We start from the raw sequence: 24,515 nt of genomic DNA on the forward strand, positions 1-24,515 counted from the left end.
TTCCATTAGTATTTCATTTTTTGGTCATTTATTGTATTTTTCAAAGAAATTAACCCTTCGTACTATGAATAAGTTGTTTAAAGTTTTTTCTTGGGTCCTAGGAGCCCTCATTATTTTGCTCCTCATAGGCTTTGTTTACATTCAAATGGCTTTCCCTTCCGTCTCGCCAGCTGAAGAACTAACCATTGACTATACGCAGGAGCGTATTGAGCGAGGTGCATACTTGGCCAACCACGTGACGGTTTGTATGGATTGTCACTCTGCAAGAGATTTCTCATTGTTTTCTGGCCCACCGACACCCGGAACCTTGGGAAGAGGCGGGGACCGATTCGACCATTCAATGGGTTTCCCCGGTGTTTTTTATGCTAAAAACATTACCCCCACAGGAATTTCTGATTACACAGATGGGGAGCTTTATCGTGTAATTACAACCGGTGTGACTAATGACGGTAGAGCAATGTTCCCTTTGATGCCATACTTGTATTATGGAAAAATGGACCCAGAGGATATATACGACATCATTGCCTATATCCGGTCTTTGGATCCAATTTCCAGTGAAATTCCGGATTCAGAAGCAGACTTTCCAGTTAGTCTGATTTTAAAGACCATACCAAAAGACGGTGAACCTCAAAAAAGACCTAGCCCAAGCGATCAAGTTGCTTACGGTGGGTATCTGGTAAATGCTTCCGGGTGTATAGAATGTCATACGCCCGTTGATGAACAAGGAATGATTATTCCGGATAAGGCTTTTTCGGGCGGGCGGCAATTCCAATTTCCTGATGGATCAGTAGTTGCCTCCAGTAATATCACAACCGATACAGAAACAGGAATTGGAAACTGGACTTCCGAACAATTTGTACAGCGATTCAAGCAATATACAGACTCATCCTATTTGACGAAAAAAGTTCAACCCGGAGAATTTAACAGCATCATGCCTTGGACGATGTATGCAGGAATGAAGACTGAAGATTTAGAAGCTATCTACGCGTACCTTCAAACATTATCTCCACAAAGCAATCGTGTGGTTCGCTTTACGGCAGCCAATTAGAAACTAACTCTATTTATGAAGGATCCTCACAACGAAATTGTGGGGATTTTTTTATTGTGTGACCACGGTCACTAAATGTAGACAAATTCGATAGGTATCTTACAGGCAGATTGGAAGAAAACTTCCTTTTGCCCTCTGAGAAATTCACCAAACAACAGTACAATAAATCCAAAATTCTCCATGAAATATTCCAGAAGGAAATTTATGTCCCAGCTGGGAGCCTTGGGAGCAGGGACAAGTCTATTGAGCCTTTCTCCACAAGTTGCAAAAGCTGAGGCAAAAAAATTAAACCCTAAATCATTTAAGCTTACCATCCTGCAGACTACCGACGTCCATTGTCAGATTCATCCCCATGATGAACTGTTTTGGGAAAATGGAAAATCAGTTTTCCGAAAAACGGGCGGTTATTCTCACTTGAAGACCTTCTTGGATAAAGAACGGGCAAAAGCTGAGCATTGCTTAATCATGGACACTGGAGACATGTTCCAGGGTTCCGAGTTATCCGTAATGACTACGGGAGAGGCCATGGTTCCTATTCTAAATGAAATAGGCTATGACCTATACCTCCCTGGAAACTGGGAAGTAGTATATTACAAGCAGGCCATGCAGCACTTGTTAGGATCGCTTCACGCTCCAAAAATTTGTGCAAACATGTACCATGATCTTGGCGATGGAAAACGCGGAGAGTTGATTTTCCCTCCCTACCATATTTGGACAGTGAATGGAGTTAAAATAGGTTTCTTGGGTTATACCGACCATTTGGTACCGCTTAGACAATCACCTAATTATAGTAAAGGAATCATTTACACCAAACCAGAAGAAAATCTGGAGCACTATGTAGATGTACTTCGAAATCAGGAAAAATGCGCATTCGTAGCCATTATTGCCCACTTGGGACTTTCCCAACAGATTAATTTAGCTAACCTTCCTGAATGTGAAGGAGTCGATTACATCTTGGGTGGAGATACGCACGAGCGAGTTCGTAAACCTATTCAGGCCAAGTATGCAAAGGTGGTTGAACCTGGCGCATTTGGCTCTTTCGTAGGAAAATTAGAGCTGACCATTGAAGATGGAAAAGTTGTAAAAGATGATTATGAATTACTGGAAGTATCTTCAGAGGACAACAAACCTGACCCAGTAGTCGATCAAATCATCGCTCAAAACGAACTACCATTCCAAGAGGATATTTATCAAATCGCTGGATATAGTACAGTTCCTTTGTACCGCTATTTTGTGATCGAAAATCCAATTGACACGATGATTTTGGATGCCATTAGCTGGCAAGTTCCGGAAATTGACATCGTGCTTTCCAATGGATTCCGATTCTGTCCACCGAGAACTAGTCCTGATCAAACCGGAAATATTCCTATTACCAATGGATATATCTTCGATATGTTGCCTGTAGATTCTGTAATCAGAACAGGAAAAGTAACAGGTGCACAAATCTCAACTTGGCTTGAAAAAGAATTGAATAACGTATTCGCCAAAGAAGCTTCCAAGCGTTTTGGAGGATGGGTGATCAAGTTCCGAGGAATGGAAGTAAAATTCCTTGCCTTTGGAGAAGAAGGAAAGCGTGTTCAATCTGTAACCGTACATGGTAAGCCTCTTGAAGCTGATCGAGTTTACAGCATTTGTGCATGCGAGCGAGATGGAGATCCAGACGATATGCTTTGTCGTATGCGAGGCGTACAGGACACTAAAAACACGCAATTTACTCTGCACCATGCAGTTAAAAATTATCTGGCAGAAAATTCTCCAGTAACCCCAATACCTCCTAAATCAGCTGTTGCTCTAGATGCACCAGCTACCTTGCTGACTCAGGTGTACGGAGTGGATTATGAGTTCAGATAAACCCCTTTCCAATAAGGATTGAGAAAAGTGTTTATTCACCGAAAAGCCGGCTAATTGCCGGCTTTTATTTTTTCAAGAAGACCAGAAAAGAAAGAACTCCCAAAGCCATCCCTCCACCTACACCCACTGAGAGCCAAATCCCCATTTCACCTCGAATCATACTGATTGCTGTTCCTACCACTACTCCGATCAAAAGACCACCGGAAATAAACAAAGGCAGATATTGCTCCTTTTTATTTTTCATCATCAAAACTGAATAAGTCTTCCACGGATATTTCAAGGGTTTTGGCCAAATCAAAGGCTAGACGGAGGGAAGGGTTGTATTTATTCTTCTCTAGAAACACAATAGTCTCTCTCCTCACATTGACTTTTTTTGCCAATTCCTCCTGTGTCATGCCAAGTTTTACCCGAAACTCTTTGATTCGATTAGTCATTAGACACTCCTCGAAAATGATTAAACACCCAGCTCAAGGCAAAAATTATAGCCATCCCCACAATACCAATTCCAATTAGTCGATCCTTATCGAAAGTAACTCTATCCTGCATGTAGAGAAGGAACACCCATAAATACAAAGAAATGTAATAGGATAAAGCGGCCGTTCTAACCATCACTTTTTTGGTTAACTCATCCTCCTGCGGCTCGCCAGCTTTCCAACTTTTAATCCGCCTGACCAAAAGAAAAACAGCGAACACCAAAACCAATACAATTATCCCCAAATAAAGCCCTTCTCCATTTGCAAACCCTGAGTTGCTAAACCATAGGTAAAGGGTAGCTGCCACCATCAAAATCACAGCCGCCATTAAGATTATTCGTTTCATAGCAATGTTAATTATTTCTAACACAATGTTAGAAATAATTAACATTATTAAAAAAATATCTTCCTGATTTTTTAAAACTTTTGAATTGATATCAACAAATCACTACCAAAGTGCTTTTTTGAAATATGAACAAGTCGCATTTTCTACTATTTCTCCTCCTAGGAATTCTTTCTTGCCAAAGCGTCCTTCAGCCTTCTGATTGGGATACCAAGCAGATTCAAATTGCACGAGATGAATTTGGTGTTCCTCACATATTTGGAAACACAGATGCAGATGTAGCATATGGTTTGGCATGGGCACATTCGGAGGATGACTTTAATACCATTCAACAAACACTATTAGCCGGGAAAGCCTTAGTCGGAAGAGTGTATGGAGCAGATGGAGCAGCGGTAGATTTTTTTGTTCACTTACTTGAAACCAGAAGAATTGCGAAAGAAAAATATGAAAACGCCTTCTCCGAAGAATTTCAGGCTGTTTTAGAAGGATATGCCGTAGGAATTAATGATTATGCTGAAAGTCATCCTGATGAAATTTTATACAAGGGAGCCTTCCCTGTAAGTACTATCGACATTACTTCAGCCTATATTTTATCCTTGGCACAAATGTCAGGTGCCGATAGGGCGGTTCAACAAATTGTAAATGGAAAAGCCGGAAAAGTTCTTCCCGACCCCAACCCAAAAGGGTCAAACGCCATTGCAATTCACCCTTCTCGTACAGAGTCCGGAGAGAGTTTTTTAGCGATCAATTCCCACCAACCGCTAGAAGGACCTGTTTCTTGGTATGAGGCTCACCTCCATTCTAAAGAAGGCTGGAATATGCTGGGGGGGTTATTCCCCGGAGGTGCCATGATATTTCATGGAGTAAATGAAAATTTGGGGTGGGCACATACAGTGAATTTCCCAGACCTGCTCGACACTTACCAATTAGAAATCCATCCCGAAAATCCGAACTTATATCGAGTGAATGGTGATTGGCTGGAACTGGAAGAACGGACTGTATGGCTAAAAGTAAAATTATGGGACTTTTTGACCTTGCCTGTTCCCAAAAAAGTCTGGAAAAGCATTTATGGTCCTACCCTAGTGACAGAACAAGGGACATTTTCCATTCGACTTGGGGCCTTAGATCGAATAGGTGCCCCAGAACAATGGTGGAGAATGAACAAGGCGAAAAATTTCTCCGAATGGAAAACTGCTATGGAAAGCTTACAATTAACCAGTTTCAACACCGTGTATGCGGATAAATTTGACACCATTTTTTATGTCAGCAATGCAGTGCTTCCTAAGCGAAATCCAGTCTTTGACTATGAAGAAACTGTTCCGGGAAATACTTTGGATAGTTTTTGGGAGGATTATCATACTTTCGAGGAATTACCTCAGTACCTCAACCCTAGCTCAGGTTACCTTTTCAACACCAACCATAGTCCATTCACAGGATCAGGATTGAAGGATAATTTATCTGCGGAAGACTTTCCTAAGGAAATGAGTTTCTCACTTAGAGAAAACAACCGGTCTGTCCGTTTCCGTGAAATAATGCCTGACTCTGGGATTATTTCTTGGGATGATTTTGAACGAATCAAATTTGACGATCAACTCCCAGAACAACTAGCCTTCCGAACCAATATGGATAGTTTATTCTTGTTGGATCCGGAAAAATACCCAGAGATTAAACCTCAAATCGAAGTTCTTCAACAATGGGACAAACGTGCCCCAATTGACTCTGAGGGTGCTGCTCTTTTTGCCTTTAGCTATTATTACTGGAGAGATAAATTCAATGAAACCGGAAGACCTTGGGAATCTACCTTGACCGAAGCTGAAGTTGTAGAAAGTTTGGAGGCGGCCAAGGCTCATTTTGAAATTAATTTTGGAAAAGAACTGATCCAACTTGGTGAATATCAAAAACTCGTACGGGGAGAAAAGGCGTTGCCTCTTTGGGGTCTAGATGACGTCATTACGGCCATGCGCTCCGAACCATGGGAAAATGGTATGCGAAAAGGAGCCCAGGGAGAATCTTATATTATGATGGTTCGATTTGGAGAGGGCCTTCCACAAATCGAAACCATCAATGTTTACGGAGCCAGTAATCGTCCAGAAAGCCCCCATTATGATGATCAAATGGAGCGCTATCTAAAAAGGGAATTAAAGCCCATGACTTTGGATAAGGAAGCAGTATTGAAGCAAGCGGTCAGAGTCTATCATCCTGGAGAGGATTAAGTTATTGATTTAAAAACTCAACAGAACTTTGTCTTTTTCTATCTACTTGGAGTTTGAGAACATCCGGTCTGGAATAGTGCCCTACTGCATCGAAGTTTTGTCTTTCCTCCAAAACACGATTAAAATCCAAGGTTTCAATCAATAATCCTTCTTGGTTTATAACAGGTTCTAAAATCCATTTTCCATCTGGTCCGGCAATGCAGCTTCCTCCGTCAGCCAAAACATCAGGGCAATTTTCCAAAATAAAATCCAAATGTGGAGTGTCCGTAAGAAAATCACTTTTCCGCATTGGGCTGCCTACGGATACCACGAAAGACCGACTCTCTTGAGCTATCATTCGGGTAATTAGTTCTGTATTTCGAACCGACCCTGGCCAAACAGCAATGTGAAGATTTTCGCCTTGCCCATAAAGTGAGGTACGTGCCAAAGGCATCCAGTTTTCCCAGCAATTAAGCCCTCCAACACGGAAACTTTTCAAATCATGAACCTGCAAGCCATGCCCATCTCCTGGTGACCAAGTCAAGCGCTCATCGTATGTTGGTCTAAGTTTTCGATGAACTGAGCGGATTTCTCCCAATTCATTGATATAAACCAACGTACAATAAAGGCTATGTCCTCCGCGATCAAGTGGTCGCTCAATAATCCCCAGGTAAACCGCAATTTTATTTTCTCTGGCTAAGATTTGGATTTCCTTCAAATCCCCTTTCTCCAGCTGAACTGCATTTCTAGCATAGTGTGCATGGATCTCTTTTTGAATTTTATCATCCCAAGCAGAAGCATTGGTAATGGAAGTCCACCATGGATACCCGGGCACCAAGCCCTCACCGAAGACAATCAATTCACAATTTTGATCTGCTGCCTCTTGAATAGACTTCTTAACTTTTTCAAGAGTAGCGATTTTATCCAGCCATACCGGAGCGATTTGGGCCAAGGCAATTTTGAGTCGATTTTCCATGTTCGAAGAAAGCAATTTTCAAGTCAATATTCCAAAAAAAACGGTCTCAATCGAGACCGCCTTTATTCTAATCACTAAACCAACTTTAATTTTTATGTATTGATAATTTCAGGTTCCACATCCACTAAAGCTACAGCACCATGAATGGCTGTTTCATCTAATTCGGAAAGCAGAATCTGCACATGCTCCAAAACAGTAGGATACGCAAAAGTTGAAAGAGATTTTTTTAAAGAAGCTTCGAATAGCGGATAAGTTTTTCGAATTGATCCGCCTAGTACTATTGCCTCTGGAGCTAAGCCGAAAAGTATATGCTTGATCAATTCGCCTAAATGCGCCCCATATTCTTCAAAAGCTTTCAATGCTTCCGGATCTCCAGCTTTTGCTCTTTTGGCTAATTGTTTGGGCTTGGAGTCATAGTAGTAATGGAAAAACTTCCCGCTGCAATAATGCTCAAAATTATGTTCGAGATAAGGTGCGCTGCACCATTCGCCTGCAGCAGAATAGACTCCAGAATATAGATGGCTGTTGATTACAATTCCAGCTCCTACGCCGGTTCCTAGAGTAATCCCAACTATATTTTTGAAGGGCTTCCCAACCCCAAATTTGTGAACACCTATTGCAAAGCAATTTGCGTCATTATTGATGAAAATCGGTTTTGCGAAGCGCTCTTGAAGAAATTTAGCCAACTCCACATGTTGAAAGGCAGGAATATTGGCTAAACCCAAGACTTCGCCTTTTTCTACATCAACCAATCCGGGAATCCCGATACCAATCCCTGCAATGTCATAGCCCAAATAAGACTCAATAAATAAGGCTATTGTCTCCAAAATAAATTCTTTGGATTCCTTAGCCGGAGTAGGAATAGACCGAATGTCCTCCAGATGTCCTTTAACAAGGACTCCACCTTTGATTCCTGTACCTCCTATATCAAGTCCCAGAATGGCTTTTTCCATGTGCTGAGGTTATTTGGTCAATTTAGGTTTATAGGTTTTTAAGCTCTTATTCTTCTATGGATTAAATCATTCCTTCGATGGATTTTTCCAGCTCTCTTGCCGTAGCTAGAAACTCCTCCACATTCATATCACGGAAGAATATCAATCCGTGACTAGCACGTACCTTGGCGCGCTCATGCAAGTAGAAATAATTTTTGCCCAAAAGAAGCTGAATATCATTTAGCTGACTCACCCAGATTCGCTTGGCAACCGTACTGAATTTACCATTGTGCGAATAACTTGGGAAAGAAGCATTTACTTGACTGAGGTAGCAGTTTGCGAAAGAATCCTCCATCACAGACATATCCCCAAGTGAAACCGGAACAACCACGTTGGCTTCATGCGGCTCGAATTTAAACCAAACATTCCGATAGCCAATAATTCGTAGGTCGCTGATATCCTTTTCTTCACCCCATTTCTTCACAGCAGCTGCAGTTGCCTGAAGGACTTTGTAATGAGTATCAGGACCGGAACCTTCCGGATCGAGCGTTAAGCTAATTTTTGTTGGGTTAACTTTTCTGAACAATTCCACGATCGGTTCTACATCACGGGTTTTGTCCGGCTGTTCGGTAAAAATATCTCCAGTGTAAAAACCAAGGCGCAAATGGTGAACGTTTTTCACTTGAACACCAAAGTGAGCCCATACCAATTCCTCCTCAAACTCCCGGATCATTCCCTTCAACTTTTGGATTTTGGAAGGATTTTTCTCTCCATCATAAGACTTTCGAAGGATGCTAATCACATCATTGATAGTCTCTCTCAGCTGAGTTTTATTCTTAATGCCATAAATAGTCACAAGTGCTCGGACCACCCGATGGCAAAGACCCCGCTTTCGGGCAGCTTCATTCTCAGAAGCTACATTAGTTAAGTAATGGTAAACATCCTTATCCGTCTTCAGACTATACCCCATCTCAAAGAAGTCCTCATAGTTTACCATTTGGATCTTGTTCTCATCCAGCAATTTCTTGGTATGATGCAGAGTTTCGATCACAAAGGAATTGGTAACAGCGGTAAAACCCGAAGTCAATACTGAAAAATGAGCTTCGTTTGTTGGCTCATGCAACTGATTGGTGATATGTGGTAGGATACCAAGTGAAATATCATCATGATGCGGTCCAGTATGAAGAAGTCGCTGATTCTTTTCCTGCTCCAATCCTCTTGCTAATTTGTCCTCCACACTTTTCATCACCTGACCGACTGTCTCCTCTGACAAATCAGGTATCAATTTGCAGTACTTATCCGCTTTCAAATCGCTTAATTTCAAGCGATGACCATATTTATTGAGTCTCTTACAAAGTTCGATTACTGCCCTTTCTGTCTTTTCAAAAGTCCATTCGCCTTTTTGATAATAGGCATCTACTGAATCGGTCAATTTAACTGCAGCGCCTTTGGTCAAATAGAAGCGCCCATTTTTAAGCTTTTGAAGGACTGTGGCCGGATAGACATTATTCAACTTAGTCTCCAAAGAATCCTTCACTATTCCAGCCTTTGCCTCTCCAGCAGCAATGATAATCGCCACCGCCTCCGGATTATAAACAATGGTATCCAAACCAATGGTAATCACTAATCGGTTTGCCGAAACCTCAATTCCACCTAGATCTCCGGCTGCAACAGCTTGAGTTTCAAAGTTGGTCTCCGTCAATCGCGTAACAGAATAGATATGAGACCCACGGGTATTGAAGGCAATGTGACCATCCGGTCCGATACCTCCTAAGAAAAAGCCAATTCCACCCAAATCCCGGATTTTTTTCTCATAATCCGCACACCATTGATCGATCATATAGATGGATTCCTGCTGTAGCTTTTCCAAATCCGTCTCAGGATCACGGAATCGCAAAGACAAATCCACTTTCAAATCCGGGAAAATCTCACTGTAATGCTTTCCTTGAGCAAGTGGGATTTCATCTGAATTAATTAGGATGGCTTTCTCTTTGGAAAGACCAAAACCTTGGATGTAAAACTTATTGACGTAATCGTAGAAGCTGTTGTGCTGAGTAGAAGAGATGGGATAAAACTCATCAATTTGCACAAAAGTCAAATCCTTGAGAACCGGCTTTTTGGTATTTCCCAAACCATATTGCTCCCGGATTTCCTTTCCCTTTTTACTATCCCAATTATCCAATAAATATTGAGTCCATTTAATAAAAAACTCCGGCGTTTTTCCCGTAGGCAAACTGATTACGCCTTGAGGATTTTCAGCCGCCCATTCCAAAAAGCGACAAGCAGTCAATAATCCCAGTTTGGGAAAATTATCAACCGTGAGGTAAGGAATCAGAGTAGAAATTTTTTCGACCCCGGATTCTTCGAGAAAGCGTTTCTCAACTTCTGATAGAGGATAGTTGCTGAGCATAGTGTTTAAGCAGGTTTGCGTTAAGAAGGTTTATTGTACTACTCTCAAATTTTTATTTCCAAATAAAAACTAAAGCGCAATCGATTGACTTCCAAAATATATTTTTTCTATCCAGCTTCTATAGAATTTTATTAGGAAATCGAATGGAATCACTTCAGTTTGTTTAATCAAACAAAATTAAAAAACTTTATTGAATAAAAAATAACTTTTATAAAATTTTTATAAAAGTATTCTTAATCAGAAAAATTTATAGGCTCTTGGTAAATGAAATCCGCATTCTTGCTTGGAAATCCCTGATAACTTTAAAAATCTCAATCAAGGTCACATTCTGAACTTTGGTAAGCTTTTCCATTCGGATCCAATTCAGGGGCTTGGAAGAACCTGCCAAGAGAAGTTCTGCCTGATTTTCTAAGCGCAAAGCCATCAGATAAGAAAATGCATGGATCAATTCCTGACATTCTGCATCTGAAAAGACGCCACGATCCTTCAATTTCAAAAGCCTCTCTAGGGTATTGGTTTCTTGAATTTGAAACTTCAAAGCATAGACCCGGGCAAGATCCACCATAGTTCTCATGGCATGTTTGAGATTGAATTGTTTCTCCCCATCGATTTTCTCTGTTCGGATTTGTCTGAAAAATGTTAAAGGCGGTTCATATTGGAGGGCATTATAGCCAAGGTTAATAAAGAATCTTTCAGGAGCCTTGTCTAACAATTGATTCATGTGCCGTTTTAAGTCATTCAGCAATTTTTCATCTCCAAAGATTGCCCGGCAATCAAAAAATGTAGCATAATTCATAGCAGTCTCTTGGGAAGCGTCAGAGATCCATGTTTCATAATTTCGCTTCCAATGAGAAAGTGAATGCGTCCATTTGGGATTCATTGCCATCAGCTCTCCCTCACAAAATACTATCCCGATTTGATCCAAAGCTGTGGATACGCGAGTGGCAAAATCAAGAAAATAAGCCCGAACTTTTTCACGCTGTTCATTAGCCTTATCCTCATATATAATAGCATTGTCCTGATCTGTTTTAAGCGTCAATTCTCCTCTACCCTCACTTCCCAAAACAAAAAAGACAAACTTTGCTGGAGCAGGTCCTATTTCCTTTATGACCCGTTCAATAACCCGTTGGGCAATGGTATCTGCGACCGTAGTAATGATTTGATTTACGATACTTGCTTTCATCCCCCTACTTAGAAGCAAGTGAATGATTTCAGGCATACGCTGCCATTTTGCTCTGAGTTCGGGAATCTGCCGAGCTTCTTTTACGGATTGGATAAACATGAAGGGGCCTTGGCTTTGCTCAGTCAAGATTTTTGTCCGACTAATCCAGCCTTCAAAATGATCACCCTGTTTAACTAGTAGATATCGGGATTTAGTCTGAAACATAAGCATCAAAGCCTCCACCAAACTGGCTTCGGGATGAATCGAGACCATAGATGACTCCATGATTTCAACTACCGGTTTTTCAACAGAAAGACCTTTTGCTAAAACCTTATCTCTTAAGGTGATGTCTGTAATATAGCCTTGAATGTCTTCTTTAGACTCTCCAATAAATAGACAACTGACTTGCTCTTTGGCCATTTGGGCGGCACATTCTTGAACAGAGCTAGTAGGCTTGGCCATTCGGAGATGCCGAAAATGAAGATCTCGAACTTGCTTGGAATAAAATTGATCTGAAATAAAGCCGGTGGTATTTTCCATCTTTCCCAAATTAACCAATCTTTGGGTTTTCTTCTATCATGAAAAAATATAAGCTTATCATCATTACTGGAGTTTCGGGAACCGGAAAAACCACCTTAGGAACAGCTTTGTCCGAGAAATTAGGAATCCCTTTTTATGATGCAGACCATTTTCATCCTATAGAAAACATTGCCAAAATGAGCGCCGGTATACCGCTCAATGATGAGGATCGAAAACCCTGGTTACAGTCTTTGGCTAACAAATTGGAAGAATCCAAGACATCAGGCGGTTGTGTTTTAGCCTGCTCAGCCCTAAAGGAAAGTTACCGAAAAATCCTTTCCATCGATCCTTCTATCCATTGGATTCATCTAAAAGGAGATCGGGATTTAATCTGGGAGCGAATGAAAGCCCGTAAAAACCATTATATGAAGGCTGAAATGCTTGATTCCCAATTTGCCACTTGGGAGGAGCCGGATTATGGACACAAACTTTCCATTGCTCAGAGTCCTGAAGCCATGCTTGAGGAAGCATTGGATTTTTTAAAGAAATAGAAATTACAGGATCGGATTGGAATAGCGAATTCAAAGGGCGAAATTGAATTTCAAACCCTAATTAGCCTTCCATGAAACGGATACGTTATTCACTCACCATTCTACTTTCATTTATTTTCATAAATCTTTTCGCTCAGGACGTTTTGGTCACGAATGTGAACATTGTGACTATGGATGGAGAGGAAGTATTGGAAAATCACGCTGTCTTTGTGAAAGATGGAAAAATTGACAAAATCATTCCTCTGACTACTCAAACACCCCGAATGTCCCATGAAAACATGGTTGATGGTCAAGGAGCCTATATTTTTCCGGGATTAGCGGAATTTCACGCCCACCTTCCAGTAGCCAATGATGGCAGCACCCAACTTCAGGAGGAATCGCTTTGGCTATATCTCGCCAATGGTGTTCTTCGAATCCGAAGTATGCTGGGGCATCCTAGCCATGTAGAATTGAGAAAAAGGGTGAATGCGGGAGAAACCCCAGGGCCTCGGGTTTTTATTTCAGGGCCATCTTTCAATGGGAATTCGGTCAGCAATCCTGAGCAAGCCGCTCAAATGGTTAGAGATCAAAAAGAGGCAGGATACGACCATTTGAAAATCCACCCTGGAGTAGAATTGGATGAAATGTGGGCCATTTCAAAAACTGCCAAAGAAGTAGGAATTCCATTTGGAGGCCATGTACCATTAGCCGTTGGAATCCGAAATGCTTTGGCAAGCGGGTTTAAATCTGTCGAGCATATGGATGGCTATATGGAGGGCTTGTTGCCCGATGATTTGGTTATCGACCCTACCACCTCTGGCCCCTTCAATTTGAATTTGGTGGGACAAGTTCAAATGGAAAAACTTGTTGATTTAATTGAACAAACCAAAGAGCAAGGAACCTACATTGCTCCGACACTTACGCTTTTTGATCGCTATTTCGGCTATATTCCAGCAGATGAATTCCGTCAGGCTCCTGAAATGAAATACCTTCCTGGACCACTTATTCAGCAATGGGTAAATACCAAAAAACAAATGGAGCGGGCCGGAATGCTGGAGAAAGAAATTGTAGCTCCCTACCTTCAATTCAGAAATCAACTTTTCATGGCCCTTCATGAAGCCGGGATCCCCATGATTATGGCCTCTGACTCCCCTCAGGTATTTAACGTACCTGGTTTTTCCATTCACCATGAGATAGCCTTAATGTCCAAAGCGGGAATGTCCAATTATGAGATTTTGAAAACTGGTTCAGTCGAACCAGCCCGCTACATGGGGAAGGAGCAAGAATGGGGAATGATTCAGGAAGGAATGGCCGCCGATTTTGTCATGGTCAAAGAAAATCCATTGAAAAACTTAGAAACCATGCAAAAACCTTTGGGGGTAGTGATCCGAGGAGAGTGGATCAGTGGAGAAAAGCTTCAAGCTGAATTAGATAGAATTGAAAAAAATCACGAACGGAAATAAGCAAAAAAACTATGAAATCGAACATCGTACTTTACTTTCTATTTGCGGGATGCTTGGTTTCAGCTTGTTCCCAAAAATCAACCCAAGAACCCATGCGCGAAGAAATTGATCTGACAATAGAAGCAAAGCAGGTGGCTGAGCACCAAGGAAATCCAGTTTTTGAGTATTTGCTCGGAAATGGGACCATGCAAGTCGAGTTATCCAATTATGGAGGGCTTGTTTCCAAAATCATAGTGCCGGATAAAAATGGAAAACTGGAAAATATTGCCCTGACGCTAGACCATGTGGAAGACTTTTTAACCAAGCCTAATCCTTTTTTCGGAGCAACGGCAGGGCGAGTAGCCAACCGGATTGCCAATGCGGAATTCAGGCTTGACGGAACCACTTATACGTTGGCAAAGACAAATGGAAATAATCACCTCCATGGTGGAGTAGAAGGCTTTAACAAGAAAGTTTGGACTCCAGAGATATACTCAAATGATTCGGTTGTTGGAGTAAAGATGACCTATCTCAGCATAGATGGAGAGGAAGGCTACCCAGGGAATTTGGAAACTACGCTTTGGATGGAGTTGACAACTGATAATACCCTAAGAATTCGATTTGAAGCAATTACCGATAAAAAGACCATCGTTAATCTCACAAACCATACTTATTTCAATTTGGGTGGGATGAAGCGAGATGTTTTGGATCATGAATTCCAGTTTTGGGCGGATTATTACACTCCGGTGGATGATGAATTAATTCCTACTGGTGAAGTAAAAGATGTTACCGGAACTCCCTTTGATTTCCGGAGCCCAAAAATTCTTGGGGACCAAATAGCAGCAAATGGAGAAGGGTTTGACCATAACATGGTCATGAAATTGGAGAAATCACCTGAAATGAAGCACTTCGTTCAGGTTCGCCATCCCGAAACTGGCAGAATCATGGATATGTACTCTGATAATACGGGTGTCCAATTTTATACCGCCAATTTCATTTCCAACTTCCCTGGTGCAGACGGAAAAACCTACGACAAGCATTGGGGTTTTTGCCTTGAATCTCAAAATTGGCCGGATGCAATCAATCATGAAAATTTCCCTAGTCCAATCTTAAATCCCGGGGAAAAATATGAGCATCAAATTGAGTATAAATTCTCAGTTGAAAAATAAAAAAAAACCCTCCAGGTATAATTTGGAGGGTTTTTCATTGCAAATTTGATTTTATTAAAATCTAATAAACCGTCAATTTGGGTCGCTCAATCAGCATGGATGAAACAAACTTATTGATTGTCCTAGAAGAGCCTCCCAAATTATTATAAACCCCAACAACGCGGGGGGTTATTACGGTTTGGTCATCATATAACTTTGCTTTGATCGTGCCCATCGCAAGTATGGCATTTTGGATGGTAGTAGGGTTGATTTCGCTCGGCATGGGAATAATTGATGATATATTGTCACCGCTTATTCCCAAAGTTTGCACAGTAAGCGTTCCCGCAATTTTATTAGAAGAAGCCTGAGCCCCTATAGAAAATAAATTCCCTAGATCAACCCCATTTTTATTAACTGTAATACTAGCGGTTAAGCGCAATCCAACTCCTACGTAAACAGGAACAACCGCATCCCCTTCATTCACTGAACGAATTATGGGATCGTAGGAATTCTCTATCTCTGATTTTTCATAACGCGGAAGAACAGAAAAATCAGTCCCATCTTGATTCGTGTACTCAACCCTAAAAAAATCCGTACTGTATTTGATATAATCTAGGATCACCACATAGTTGTGATGGGCTACTCCAATAGAACTTGTTCCAAAATTTAAAACTCCCTCATTGGTCACTTCTGCGATAGCAAGACGGATTGTTTCATCAGGCATAGCCCCGAGAAGGGTGGAATAATCAATTGTTTTTTGTCCTAGATTCTCTACCCAAACCGGCAATGGATCGACGGGATGATAGCCGAAAGAACTGGCATTGGAAGAGTCTCCCAAGGTGGTAGGAACCTTGACCGAATTACAGCTGCCAAAAGCAATAAGTGAGACAAAAAGAAAAAGTGTTTTTTTCATATAGCTGGGATTAATGGATCAAAGTATCTATTTAACCCGCCATTTCCTAATTGGAAGCTTTCAATAAAACATAGGTGCTAAAATGGGTCATTTTTAAAATCAAGGAGTTTCCATCTTCAAAGAGATTCGCAAGGTGATAAACTCAGCTGGCCTGACTAATGCCATCCCGATTTCAACGATTAACCTGCCCTCTAAAATATCTTGTGGTGTCATAGTTTTTCCCAGACCAACCTTAACAAAATAAGCATCTTTCGGAGTGGTGCCTGAAAATGCTCCCTGTCGCCATAGCCCCTGTAAAAACCCATCACAAGCACCTTTGATCTGCATCCAAGTATTGGCATCGTTCGGTTCAAAAACAAAAGCTTTCAACCCTCTTTTTATCGATTCCTCCACCATCAAATAGGTCCTTTTTACAGACACATATCGCCACTCATTATCATTCCCGGCTAAAGTTCTTCCACCCCAAACCACAACTCCCCTTCCTTGGAATTTGCGAATGGCATTAATGGATTTTCCAACTGGCCCTCCCTGATTTAAATCCTCTTGTTGGGCATTATTTAAAGCTACTGTAGGTTTTTCAAAACCATTAATTGAATCTCCTGCAGGAGCTTTCCAAACTCCACGAGAAATATCAGTAGAAGAATAAACTCCTGCGACTGCTCCAGCGACAGGCGCAGCTTTTAGTTTCTTTGCCATAGCCTCTAAAATCTGCCGATAAGTAGGACTTGCTAGGACTAGCTGCTTATGCAAATCTTCATTTGTCATCCCACTCATGCTTAGAAAATCCTGAGCTCTTTGTTCGAGTAGAATGGACGAAAGTTCGATGGTAGGATCCAAATTTTCGAAACCGAGTGGAATTTGACTTTCAAAACGATCTACCCAAGGATAATAAGCGGCTCCATAGCTCAAATCACGACTTCCGATTTCATTTCGAAATTGGTCTATGCAATCATTACTAGTATTTCGCTCCTCAAACCCATTGTAGATATCAAAAATGGAAAAGCGATTCCCTTCTTTTTTACAATGGCTTAGCATTTCTCTGTAGATATCGTGGCATTCTCTTCCCAAAGCAACCGCATCCGGAATTACCAGAATACTAGGTTCGCGAAAATCTTCCAATGCTCGTAATCCTGAGGAGTTACTAATCCCCAACAACTCCTCTTTCTTAATAACAATTTCCTTTTCACCAGCATAGGTCCCTACAGAAACGACATAGCAGGCTACACCTCCATTATTGAAAAAGTCATCGATGGCCTGAAAAAGGTAAGTTCTCTGATTCGGTTTTAATTGTACACAAAGCGATCGATTAGCAATGGAAATTGAATTTGGATCTCCGCTACTAGCAGGAATCAGTTCAAACTTAGGAGTGTACTCTCCTCCATAATAATCCTGAAATTCCAAAAAGGAATTTACCTTGGTTGGCTGATGTAAAAGGGATTGATTATTGGCCTCCGCCTTTTCGGTGTAGCCAATAAACGCAGGAATAGCAGTCTCCACCTGAGCAATAGAAAGTGACCGGAAACTCACTTCCTCCACATATACTCCAGGGGTCTTATAAATTTTTTTGGACATATTTTCTAGCTAAAAAATGAAGATTGAGAATAGAAGTTAACAATCTTTTTTAACTAGCTCATATTCAGTAAAAGCGAAACCTTATTAAGGTTTTTATTAAAAAGTAGAATTGATCAAAAAAACCAAACCTAGGTTCCAGCTTTGTCTACTTCTATTATCAAAGCTTCCTTCAAACTGTTTGTATTTCCAAAAGAATCAGGGTTGAACTTATTATTATTGCTTAGAATAATAATGGTTTTGTTCGTGTCAAGCATTCGGATCAAAACAGAATTAGCCCCTAATATGCCTCCTCTTCTTTCCATAAGTCTTGGTTGAGAGTCCGAAAAGGGATAATTGTAAGTCCAAACACTATACCCTGAGTAATTATATTCCGGATAAGATTTGTACATTAATTCTTTACTCTCATTGGAAAGAATTTCCGAACTATACAATCCTTGATCAAGTTTCAAAAGATCTTCGGCGGTTGAATACATGCACCCGGCAGCATAAAAATTCTCGATAAAAAATAAGGGATCTGCCTGTCTAACCCCCTCTTTATTAAAGGAGAAAGAATAAGCAAAATCATCAGGGTAATTCCCTTTATCAAGGAAGCCTGTTTCATTCATTTCAAGATTTTCTAGAATTCGCTTTTGAACAGAATTTTCCCAAGTTTTTTGATCAATTTTTTCAATAATCAATCCCAGTAACACATAGTCGATATTTGCGTAATTGAACTCGCCAAATGTATGAGACTCGTTTTCAAGCGTCTTTTGGACAAACTCTTTTGGAGCAGTTGGAGCCAAATAAATCGCGTCATTCTCATTAGGTAAACCTGAAATATGAAGCAACAAATGATGGACAGTTATCCTATCTCCTTCAGGAATTTTGAAAGCAGGAAGTAATTCGTTCAGGCTGTCTGAAAGTTGAATTTTACCTTCTTCTACAAGTTGCAAGATGATAATGGCAGTAAAAAGTTTGGTAATTGATGCTATGCCAAATCTCGCGTTTATTGATGTGGGGACCTTCTTGTTTTCATCCTTGAATCCAAAAGCCTGATGATAAACTATTTCTCCATTTTCAGCGATTAAAACTGTCCCTTCAAAGGAATCATTTTCCACGGCTTGTTTTACAATAGCATCGATAGATTCAGGATTTACTTGAGAAATGGCTTGAATTCCAAATAGGAATAAGAAGAAAAAAGGGAGTGTTTTTGCCATGATCTATCTTGTTTATAGTTATCTAATAAAAATTTAATTATCACAAATGTTACTAACCCATTATCATGGCAATAGATTTGTCACCGCCTCCTGTGCCTCCTCAAAATTCTGAAAAGCACAAATTACAGCCTCAAAATCATTCAATTCTCCCAAATACTTTAATGCCAAGGGATTTCCAAAATGAATTAAAATACAAGACTTGCTTTGAGATAGATTTTTAATTTCTTCCAATTCAGCTTCTCCCATCCCGAATTTGTTCAAAGGTTTGTGACTTGGGACAAAAACCGAAATCAATACATTTTCAGTCTGATCAATTCCTACAAATTCATAATCTAGCATTTCGGAAAATCGGCTTTTTTGAGAAGTAAAATACTCCCTAAATCCTAGTTTACCAGCCTTTGCTAAATCACTGAGCTTATCGATATCAATCTTTCCGGAAATTACGGACACATAATTTCGAGCAAGTTCTTTTTGCAATTGATGATGAGCTTTCCAATCAAATTTTGGTACTGAGATGGGCATATAATCCAAAACACCCAATTGCTTCTTGAGATCCATAATTTTTTGGAAAACCATATCCACTTCTTCCTCTGACGCTTTTAAGGAAATCTTTTGAATCCCTTCCTTCACATGATCTGAAAAACACAAGAGATCATTTCCTGCATGAAAAGCCCGCCACTCCAATTCTCCAGGTTCCGGAAAATGATTCGCTACCGCTTTCATATTCAAGGCATCGGAAACAACCAAACCCTTAAATCCCATTTTGCCTTTCAAAAAATCGGTGATAATCTCTCGGCTGATACTTGCGGGAGTTTCTTTTCCTCCACACAAGGCTGGCACAGCCAGATGCCCCACCATGATAAGTTCCACGCCTCGATCGATTCCATATTGAAATGGGAGTAATTCTTCGGATTCCAGTTCTTCCAATGATTTATGGAGTACTGGCAGACCCAAATGAGAATCAACTGCTGTATCACCATGACCCGGGAAATGCTTCAGACAAGCTCCAATTCTTGCTTTTTTCATTCCTGAATAAGATGCAAAAGCGAGTTGGGCTACTTTTTCGGCATCATTCCCAAAGGAACGATAGCCAATCACAGGGTTATTCGGATTGGTATTTACATCAGCACAGGGAGCAAAATTCAGATGAATTCCCGCACCTTTCAGATCCAAACCCATTCGGAACCCAACCTCTTCAACCCATTTATCAGCATCTTGCTGCAAAGCACCCAAGGTAATAGCAAAAGGATATTGAGGTGTATTCTCAATCCGCATAGCCAAACCATATTCCGCATCTATACAGATCAGTAAGGGCACTTTGGATACAGCCTGAAAACGATTGATCAATTGGACCATTTTCTCTAATGTCCCACTGACATCCAGGACTTCTGCCCTACTCTCAAAATTGGCGGCTGCAGAATGCCGGCTATGAAAAAATGTTAAGCTCCCAATTTCCTCTTCTTGAATTAAACGCTCAAGTTCCTGATGATTTTCCTCAGTATCATGTACAAAGGCAGCAGGTGAAAAGCATTGAGCGATTTTTTGTTTTTTGGAGAGCATGGGAAGCGCTGATTGATAAAAAGAAAAGCGAAATTATTCATTCCGCTTTTCCAATCTACAATTTATCATCCATTTCCTCTTAAAATCTCCATCGGAGGTTGATTGATGATCTTATGCCCATTCAGCCAACCTAGAATTATGGTCAAGCCTGTAATTCCTACATACAAAATTAAGGCCTCGGTCCAAGCCGGTCTGAAACTCATTTCAAAGACAAACAAACTCAAAAGCCAAGTTGCTATAAAGGATAAAAGAATTCCTGAAAGAGAGGCCAAACTTCCTAAGAAGAAGTATTCCAGGGTGTTGATTTTTTTCACAGTACCAGAAGATGCCCCCAAAGTACGAAGCAGAATACTCTCCCGCATTCGCTGATATTTACTGATGATCAGAGAACTGATCAATACCAGAATCCCGGTAGCAATACTAAAGAAGGCCATAAACTGAATCACAAATGAGATTTTGCTTAGGATATCTTCCAAGGTCTCCACGATCACACCCAAGTTGATAACTGAGATGTTGGGAAATTCCCGAACAACCTCGGATTGAATCTCAGCGGATTCCCTGTCATTTTTAGTACGGGTAATGATCACATGGAATTTGGGTGCCTGCTCCAAAACTCCATTCGGAAATAGCACAATAAAATTGGTGGAAACCTGATTAAATTTCACATTTCGAAAGCTTCCGATGTAAGTTTTGATCGGTCTACCTTGGACATTGAATTCAATCTCATCCCCTATTTTCAGGTTATTTCCCTCTGCGAAACTGGTAGATAAGCTCACAAAAATAGAATCACCTCTTGCTCCCACAGGGATAAGCTCTCCCTCCACTAGCGTTTCCGTTTCAATCAAGGTATCTCGATAGGTAACCCGATATTCTCGGTTATACATCCAGCGAGAATAGTCTTCCTCATCAGGCAATTCTTCATTTTCCCTTTTATCGATCCCATTGATCTCATTGAGTTGCATGGTCACAATAGGAACTTCCTGAATTATCCGAAGCCCTCTGCTAGTAACTTTTTCTTTCACAGCTTCCAGTTGGGGCGTTTGAATATCAAACATCAACAAATTCGGTTGATCCTCCTTATCTGCAAATCGAGCTTCTTCCAGCAATTGATTTTGGAGGAAAAATAAGGTACTGATCATTGCTGTTCCCAAACCAATTGTAGCAATCAAAGAGATGGTTTGGTTATTTGGACGATAAAGATTTGCCAGTGCTTGCCGAATGGTGTAGCGTAAGGAAATGGGCAAAAACTTACGAACAGCCCACATAATCAATTGGCCCACTCCCCACAGAATACCAAAAGCAAAAATCACAAAGCCAGTAAAACCTATGGCCAATGGGAGAGAATTCAATAAGTAAAAGCTGAATCCCCAAATGAAAAGTATAACACCTACTACTACAGCCCATCGATATGGATCTCGGAGTATAGTCGAATCCGCAGTCTCAGGACGAAGGGTAGCCATAGGCGAAACATTTCGAACTTTCAGTAATGGTAACAAGGCGAACAAAACTGAAACGAATAAGCCTGTAATAATCCCGAAAGCAATGGATATCCAAGAAACCCCAACTGTCACTTCCACAGGAAGAAACTCATCAAAGACAGCAGGAAGGATGAATTGAAGCAGAGTTCCCAAAACAGAACCCATAATAGCTCCAAATAAGCCCATCACTAGAATCTCAAACAAATAAATCAGGAGTACATCCCTGGACGAAACTCCGAGACATCTTAGGACAGCTACAGATGCTAATTTTTCTTTTACAAAAACATTAACTGCTGAAGCTACTCCCACACAACCTAATAAAAGTGCAATGAATGCTACAAGACTTAAGAAATTGGAAAGATTCTCAAAGGATCTACCGGTTGATCTTTTCCGATCTTCCACGGTATCTGCGTCAATTCGTTCGATTTCCCATTCATCCTCAAATGGCTCAATCAATGCCTCCACATCCGAGCCTTCTGCAAATTGAAAATAGTGATTGTATTCTACCCTACTTCCATATTGGACTAGACCTGTTTCCTCCAAATAATCCATGGGAATATAAACCGCAGGGGCAACTGTTGCAGTGATTCCTGTTTGTCCAGGAACTCCTTGCAGTTCTCCGACGATTTCAAACTCCACATTTCCCACCTTGATATAATCCCCTACTTCTGCATTAAATTGGGCCATTAGGATTTTTTCAACCAAGGCTTTTTTTCCTCCTGACCGGAAATTCTGGTCCCCGGAAGCCGGAATGGTTTCCAAAAATCCATAAAAAGGAAAGTCTCCTTCTAATGCTCGCACTTGCGTCAAACGGCTCGCACCAGTTTCGGGAAATGCAACCATGGAAGCGAAATTCACTTCAGATGCCATTTGGGTTGCCATTGAGTCAATCGGCTGTTCACCAATTGGCTTATTATTCTCCAATACCAAATCAGCCCCCAAAAGCTCCTTGGCCTGATTATCAATATCGGCAGTCAAATTATCCCCGAAACTGCTAATCGCTACCAAAGCGGCAATCCCCACCACAATGGAACTCACAAAAAGCATCAGTCGAGAAATATTTTTCCGGAAATCCCGGAAAGCCATTTTCAAAATCCAAGCAAAATCAGGCATGGGCATCCTCCTGTATTTTTCCTCCTTTGATATGAATGATTCGTTGAGTTTTGGTCGCGAGCTCCGGATCATGAGTCACCAAAACGAGTGTAGTTCCTTTCTCTTTATTCAAGTCAAAAATCAACTTTTCGATCATATCGCCTGTTTCGGTATCCAAATTCCCCGTTGGTTCATCGGCAAAAAGAATTTTAGGTTCATTAGCAAAAGCTCTTGCGATGGAAACCCGCTGTTGTTCTCCTCCTGACAATTGAGTAGGATAATGAGTAGCCCGGTCGCCTAGACCGACTTTTTTCAATAGTTCTAATGCTTTTTCCCGGGCATCTTTACGTTTTTTCAGTTCCAAAGGAACCATCACATTTTCCAATGCGGTCAATGTCGGCAGCAATTGAAAATTCTGAAAAATGAAACCTACATCTTGATTTCTAACAGCAGCCCGTTCATCTTCAGAAAGCCTTTCTAATGCTTTTCCATTCAATTGGACTGATCCTTTTGAAGCAGAATCTAAACCGGCACAAAGCCCCAATAAGGTGGTCTTTCCACTACCAGAAGGTCCAACAATGGCTAAGGTTTCCCCTGCTTCTATATCGAAATTCACCTGATCCAAAACAGTCAGGCTTCTATTTCCACTTTTATAAGTTTTACCCAGATCTTTTACTGAAAGAATATGCATGAAATAAATTGTGTTAATTGGAGAACTTGAAGCTTAAAACGCATCCACCTTTCAATGGTTAGAAAATACCGAAGAAAATTCGGTGATCGGTATGAAAGTAAACCATTTATTGTAGAAAATTGTACAATAAACTGTTCAGCGGTTAAAATCAGTTCCTGAATTGACTTAGACAGGAAACATTTCTGCCGAAAAAGACATTAATAGCAACAAAAAGAAAAATGAAAACCTTCAAATCGATCTCTATACTTTCTTTAATTCTTATTTCCTTTTTGACATTTAGCTGCGGTGATAACCAAGCTAAGAAAGAAGAAGTCAAGGATACAGAACAAACCTCATCTTCGGTTGAAGCACCCAAGCAGACCATTCTATTTTTCGGGAACAGTTTGACAGCCGGATATGGAATTGATAAAGAAGATGCCTTTGCCGGACTAGTTCAGCAAAGAATCGACAGCTTGGGATTGGATTACCGGGTGATCAACGGAGGATTGAGTGGAGAAACTACAGCAGGAGGATTGAGTAGATTGGATTGGTTTTTAGAAGATGAACCGGCCATTTTTGTCCTCGAACTTGGAGGGAATGACGGACTTCGCGGCATCCTACTCAGCGAGACAAAAAGTAACTTGGAAAAGATCATCGATAAGGTTCGTGCAAAATATCCGAATACCCATATCATCTTAGCAGGAATGCAAATTCCACCCAATATGGGACAGGAATACACTGACGAATTTAAGGAAATCTACCCTCAAGTGGCTAAGGAGAAAAATGTAACACTGATTCCCTTCTTATTGGAGGGAGTAGCAGGGGACCCAGCACTCAACCTACCAGACGGAATCCACCCAACAGAAGAAGGACATCAAATCGTTTTTGAGACCGTTTGGCCTTTTATTGAGGAGTTAGTGAAGTTATAACTTTTAAACATTCTTGATTACCTATTCAAATAATAAAGTTCATTCTTATCTTATTTAAGAAGAAAAGATGAATTCAAAT

20 protein-coding genes are annotated in these 24,515 nt (G+C 40.8%); 7 read left to right on the forward strand and 13 right to left on the reverse strand.

Annotated features, from left to right (window positions below):
* Positions 1-64 precede the first annotated feature (64 nt).
* Together NY014_RS07915 and NY014_RS07920 are read left to right on the forward strand one after the other, a co-directional pair.
* Positions 65-1,048: a c-type cytochrome gene (locus tag NY014_RS07915; RefSeq protein ID WP_259414022.1), complete on the forward strand. Its 984-nt coding sequence runs from the start codon at positions 65-67 to the stop codon at positions 1,046-1,048.
* A gap of 180 nt (positions 1,049-1,228) precedes the next feature.
* Positions 1,229-2,899, forward strand: coding sequence for a bifunctional metallophosphatase/5'-nucleotidase (locus NY014_RS07920; RefSeq protein WP_259414023.1), 1,671 nt, complete (start codon positions 1,229-1,231; stop codon positions 2,897-2,899).
* 64 nt (positions 2,900-2,963) lie between these two features.
* On the opposite strand, the gene NY014_RS07925 is transcribed toward NY014_RS07920, so the two are convergent.
* From NY014_RS07925 to NY014_RS07935, 3 genes are read right to left on the reverse strand one after another with little or no spacing between them, the layout of a single operon-like run.
* A complete protein-coding gene (locus NY014_RS07925; RefSeq protein WP_259414024.1) occupies positions 2,964-3,146 on the reverse strand; it encodes a hypothetical protein in 183 nt (60 codons plus the stop codon).
* On the reverse strand, positions 3,133-3,333 hold the full coding sequence (locus NY014_RS07930; protein WP_259414025.1) for a helix-turn-helix transcriptional regulator: 201 nt from the start codon (positions 3,331-3,333) through the stop codon (positions 3,133-3,135). The genes NY014_RS07925 and NY014_RS07930 overlap by 14 nt, the downstream gene beginning before the upstream one ends.
* A complete protein-coding gene (locus tag NY014_RS07935) occupies positions 3,326-3,718 on the reverse strand; it encodes a hypothetical protein (RefSeq protein WP_135074243.1) in 393 nt (130 codons plus the stop codon). Before NY014_RS07935 ends, NY014_RS07930 begins: the two co-directional genes overlap by 8 nt.
* A 125-nt stretch (positions 3,719-3,843) precedes the next feature.
* Here NY014_RS07935 and NY014_RS07940 point away from each other — a divergent pair, with 125 nt between their 5' ends.
* Positions 3,844-5,928: an acylase gene (locus tag NY014_RS07940; protein WP_259414026.1), complete on the forward strand. Its 2,085-nt coding sequence runs from the start codon at positions 3,844-3,846 to the stop codon at positions 5,926-5,928.
* 1 nt (position 5,929) lies between these two features.
* On the opposite strand, the gene NY014_RS07945 is transcribed toward NY014_RS07940, so the two are convergent.
* The 4 genes from NY014_RS07945 to NY014_RS07960 form a co-directional block, all read right to left on the reverse strand.
* A complete protein-coding gene (locus NY014_RS07945; protein ID WP_259414027.1) occupies positions 5,930-6,883 on the reverse strand; it encodes a carbon-nitrogen hydrolase family protein in 954 nt (317 codons plus the stop codon).
* Between the two features lie 92 nt (positions 6,884-6,975).
* Positions 6,976-7,836: an ROK family protein gene (locus NY014_RS07950; protein WP_259414028.1), complete on the reverse strand. Its 861-nt coding sequence runs from the start codon at positions 7,834-7,836 to the stop codon at positions 6,976-6,978.
* A 61-nt stretch (positions 7,837-7,897) separates the two neighbouring features.
* Positions 7,898-10,225: a glucosamine-6-phosphate isomerase gene (locus NY014_RS07955; RefSeq protein WP_259414029.1), complete on the reverse strand. Its 2,328-nt coding sequence runs from the start codon at positions 10,223-10,225 to the stop codon at positions 7,898-7,900.
* Between the two features lie 247 nt (positions 10,226-10,472).
* Positions 10,473-11,927, reverse strand: a complete 1,455-nt coding sequence (locus tag NY014_RS07960) for a DUF294 nucleotidyltransferase-like domain-containing protein (protein ID WP_259414030.1) — start codon at positions 11,925-11,927, stop codon at positions 10,473-10,475.
* 38 nt (positions 11,928-11,965) lie between these two features.
* Between NY014_RS07960 and NY014_RS07965 the strand changes: the two genes are divergently transcribed.
* The 3 genes from NY014_RS07965 to NY014_RS07975 all read left to right on the forward strand — a co-directional run bounded on the left by NY014_RS07965 (position 11,966) and on the right by NY014_RS07975 (position 15,047).
* Positions 11,966-12,457 (forward strand): gluconokinase, encoded by a 492-nt coding sequence (locus NY014_RS07965; RefSeq protein WP_259414031.1) that lies wholly within the window; start codon positions 11,966-11,968, stop codon positions 12,455-12,457.
* A gap of 71 nt (positions 12,458-12,528) precedes the next feature.
* Positions 12,529-13,899, forward strand: coding sequence for an amidohydrolase family protein (locus tag NY014_RS07970; protein WP_259414032.1), 1,371 nt, complete (start codon positions 12,529-12,531; stop codon positions 13,897-13,899).
* 11 nt (positions 13,900-13,910) lie between these two features.
* Positions 13,911-15,047, forward strand: coding sequence for an aldose epimerase family protein (locus NY014_RS07975; RefSeq protein WP_259414033.1), 1,137 nt, complete (start codon positions 13,911-13,913; stop codon positions 15,045-15,047).
* 61 nt (positions 15,048-15,108) lie between these two features.
* Here the strand turns inward: NY014_RS07975 and NY014_RS07980 are convergent, their stop codons facing one another.
* The 6 genes from NY014_RS07980 to NY014_RS08005 form a co-directional block, all read right to left on the reverse strand.
* A complete protein-coding gene (locus tag NY014_RS07980) occupies positions 15,109-15,939 on the reverse strand; it encodes a hypothetical protein (protein ID WP_259414034.1) in 831 nt (276 codons plus the stop codon).
* Between the two features lie 99 nt (positions 15,940-16,038).
* On the reverse strand, positions 16,039-17,511 hold the full coding sequence (locus NY014_RS07985) for a phage tail sheath family protein (protein WP_259414035.1): 1,473 nt from the start codon (positions 17,509-17,511) through the stop codon (positions 16,039-16,041).
* A 128-nt stretch (positions 17,512-17,639) separates the two neighbouring features.
* Positions 17,640-18,707, reverse strand: a complete 1,068-nt coding sequence (locus NY014_RS07990; protein WP_259414036.1) for a serine hydrolase domain-containing protein — start codon at positions 18,705-18,707, stop codon at positions 17,640-17,642.
* Positions 18,708-18,770: 63 nt separating this feature from the next.
* Complete coding sequence (locus NY014_RS07995) at positions 18,771-20,267, reverse strand: glycoside hydrolase family 3 protein (protein ID WP_259414037.1); 1,497 nt, start codon at positions 20,265-20,267, stop codon at positions 18,771-18,773.
* A 65-nt stretch (positions 20,268-20,332) separates the two neighbouring features.
* The gene (locus NY014_RS08000; RefSeq protein ID WP_259414038.1) at positions 20,333-22,858 is read right to left on the reverse strand and encodes an ABC transporter permease; all 2,526 of its coding nucleotides are present in this window, start codon (positions 22,856-22,858) and stop codon (positions 20,333-20,335) included.
* Entirely contained in the window at positions 22,851-23,528 is a 678-nt protein-coding gene (locus tag NY014_RS08005; RefSeq protein WP_259414039.1) for an ABC transporter ATP-binding protein, read from the reverse strand. The genes NY014_RS08000 and NY014_RS08005 overlap by 8 nt, the downstream gene beginning before the upstream one ends.
* Before the next feature lie 218 nt (positions 23,529-23,746).
* On the opposite strand from NY014_RS08005, the gene NY014_RS08010 reads away from it, so the two are divergent.
* The gene (locus NY014_RS08010) at positions 23,747-24,436 is read left to right on the forward strand and encodes an arylesterase (RefSeq protein WP_259414040.1); all 690 of its coding nucleotides are present in this window, start codon (positions 23,747-23,749) and stop codon (positions 24,434-24,436) included.
* Positions 24,437-24,515: the final 79 nt, after the last annotated feature.

It is taken from the genome of Algoriphagus limi (assembly GCF_024919275.1).
GTDB lineage: Bacteria > Bacteroidota > Bacteroidia > Cytophagales > Cyclobacteriaceae > Algoriphagus > Algoriphagus limi.

Coding starts and splice junctions, on each gene's coding strand:
- NY014_RS07915 (WP_259414022.1), top strand. CDS start 65: ATGAATAAGTTGTTTAAAGTTTTTTCTTGGGTCCTAGGAGCCCTCATT.
- NY014_RS07920 (WP_259414023.1), top strand. CDS start 1,229: ATGAAATATTCCAGAAGGAAATTTATGTCCCAGCTGGGAGCCTTGGGA.
- NY014_RS07925 (WP_259414024.1), bottom strand. CDS start 3,146: ATGATGAAAAATAAAAAGGAGCAATATCTGCCTTTGTTTATTTCCGGT.
- NY014_RS07930 (WP_259414025.1), bottom strand. CDS start 3,333: ATGACTAATCGAATCAAAGAGTTTCGGGTAAAACTTGGCATGACACAG.
- NY014_RS07935 (WP_135074243.1), bottom strand. CDS start 3,718: ATGAAACGAATAATCTTAATGGCGGCTGTGATTTTGATGGTGGCAGCT.
- NY014_RS07940 (WP_259414026.1), top strand. CDS start 3,844: ATGAACAAGTCGCATTTTCTACTATTTCTCCTCCTAGGAATTCTTTCT.
- NY014_RS07945 (WP_259414027.1), bottom strand. CDS start 6,883: ATGGAAAATCGACTCAAAATTGCCTTGGCCCAAATCGCTCCGGTATGG.
- NY014_RS07950 (WP_259414028.1), bottom strand. CDS start 7,836: ATGGAAAAAGCCATTCTGGGACTTGATATAGGAGGTACAGGAATCAAA.
- NY014_RS07955 (WP_259414029.1), bottom strand. CDS start 10,225: ATGCTCAGCAACTATCCTCTATCAGAAGTTGAGAAACGCTTTCTCGAA.
- NY014_RS07960 (WP_259414030.1), bottom strand. CDS start 11,927: ATGGAAAATACCACCGGCTTTATTTCAGATCAATTTTATTCCAAGCAA.
- NY014_RS07965 (WP_259414031.1), top strand. CDS start 11,966: ATGAAAAAATATAAGCTTATCATCATTACTGGAGTTTCGGGAACCGGA.
- NY014_RS07970 (WP_259414032.1), top strand. CDS start 12,529: ATGAAACGGATACGTTATTCACTCACCATTCTACTTTCATTTATTTTC.
- NY014_RS07975 (WP_259414033.1), top strand. CDS start 13,911: ATGAAATCGAACATCGTACTTTACTTTCTATTTGCGGGATGCTTGGTT.
- NY014_RS07980 (WP_259414034.1), bottom strand. CDS start 15,939: ATGAAAAAAACACTTTTTCTTTTTGTCTCACTTATTGCTTTTGGCAGC.
- NY014_RS07985 (WP_259414035.1), bottom strand. CDS start 17,511: ATGTCCAAAAAAATTTATAAGACCCCTGGAGTATATGTGGAGGAAGTG.
- NY014_RS07990 (WP_259414036.1), bottom strand. CDS start 18,707: ATGGCAAAAACACTCCCTTTTTTCTTCTTATTCCTATTTGGAATTCAA.
- NY014_RS07995 (WP_259414037.1), bottom strand. CDS start 20,267: ATGCTCTCCAAAAAACAAAAAATCGCTCAATGCTTTTCACCTGCTGCC.
- NY014_RS08000 (WP_259414038.1), bottom strand. CDS start 22,858: ATGCCTGATTTTGCTTGGATTTTGAAAATGGCTTTCCGGGATTTCCGG.
- NY014_RS08005 (WP_259414039.1), bottom strand. CDS start 23,528: ATGCATATTCTTTCAGTAAAAGATCTGGGTAAAACTTATAAAAGTGGA.
- NY014_RS08010 (WP_259414040.1), top strand. CDS start 23,747: ATGAAAACCTTCAAATCGATCTCTATACTTTCTTTAATTCTTATTTCC.